General features: G+C 71.9%; 1 protein-coding gene. It reads right to left on the reverse strand.

Annotated features, from left to right (window positions below; translation table 11 throughout):
• A partial coding sequence (locus ABZ497_RS36805; RefSeq protein WP_359812508.1) for a type I polyketide synthase occupies positions 1–1448 on the reverse strand: 1448 nt, incomplete at both ends.

Consider the following 1448-nt stretch of genomic DNA (forward strand, 5'->3'; position numbering starts at 1 on the left):
ACACCCCACGACTCCAGCAGGCGGTGAAGGGCCACCTCAACGGCGAACAGTGCGGGCTGCGCCCACCCCGTCTCGTCGATCGGGCCCTCACCCCGAATCACACCCGCGAGGGAACCGTCCAAGTGCTCGGCCAGACCCGCGCACACCGCGTCGAACGCCTCGGCGAACACCGGGAACGCCTGGTAGAGCCCCTGCCCCATGCCAACGCGCTGCGCACCCTGGCCGGTGAACACGAACCCGACCTTGCCCGCACCGCCCACGGACCCGGTCACCACACCCGGAACCTCACGGCCCCCGGCCAGCGCCGCAAGACCGGCCAGCAACTCTTCGCGATCCGCACCGAGGACCACCGCCCGCTGCTCCAGTGCCGCCCGCGACACCGCCAACGACCAACCCACGTCCAGGACATCAGCATCAGCACGCTCACCGAACGCCGACAGCCGCTCCGCCTGACCAGCAAGACCCTCCGCCGACCGCGCCGAGAGGCACCACGGCACCACCGGCAGGTCAACACCACCGGAACCGGAGCCCGAAGTGTCCTGGTCCGGCGCCTGCTCGATGATCACGTGCGCATTGGTCCCGGAGAACCCGAAGGACGAAACACCCGCGCGCCGGGGGTGCCCGGCATCCGGCCACGGCACCGCTTCGGTCACCAGTCGGACGGCGCCCGACTCCCAGTCGATCCGCGAGGACGGCTCGTCCGCGTGCAGCGTCGCCGGCACCACGCCGTGCTGCATCGCGGCGACCATCTTGATGATCCCCGCGGCACCGGCGGCGGCTTGCGCGTGACCGATGTTGGACTTCACGGACCCCAGGAGCAGCGGCCGGTCGGCCAGCCGGTCCTGGCCGTAGGTCGCCAGCAGTGCCTGCGCCTCGATCGGGTCGCCCAGCCTGGTCCCGGTGCCGTGGCCCTCGACCACGTCCACCTCGGCCGCCGACAGACCGGCGTTGGCCAGCGCGGCCCGGATGACCCTCTGCTGGGATGGCCCGTTCGGCGCCGTCAGACCGTTGGACGCGCCGTCCTGGTTGACCGCCGTACCGGCGACCACGGCCAGGATGCGGTGCCCGTTGCGCAGCGCGTCGGACATGCGCTCCACGACCAGGACGCCGACGCCCTCGCCCCAGCCCGTACCGTCCGCGGACTCCGCGTAGGCCTTGCAGCGCCCGTCAGCGGCCAGGCCGCGCTGCCGCGAGAAGTCGATGAAGGTACCGGGCGTCGACATCACCGTCACACCACCGGCCAGCGCGAGCGAACTCTCCCCCGACCGCAGCGACTGGCAGGCCAGGTGCAGCGCCACCAGCGACGACGAACACGCCGTGTCCACCGTCACCGCCGGACCTTCCAGCCCCAGTGCATACGCCACCCGCCCCGAGGCCACCGAACCCGTGCCACCCGTCCCCAGATACCCCTCGACCTCCTCCGGCACGAAGTGCGACGGCAGGTAGTC

The organism is Kitasatospora sp. NPDC005751, assembly GCF_040630835.1.
In the GTDB taxonomy this organism is placed as follows: Bacteria; Actinomycetota; Actinomycetes; order Streptomycetales; family Streptomycetaceae; genus Kitasatospora.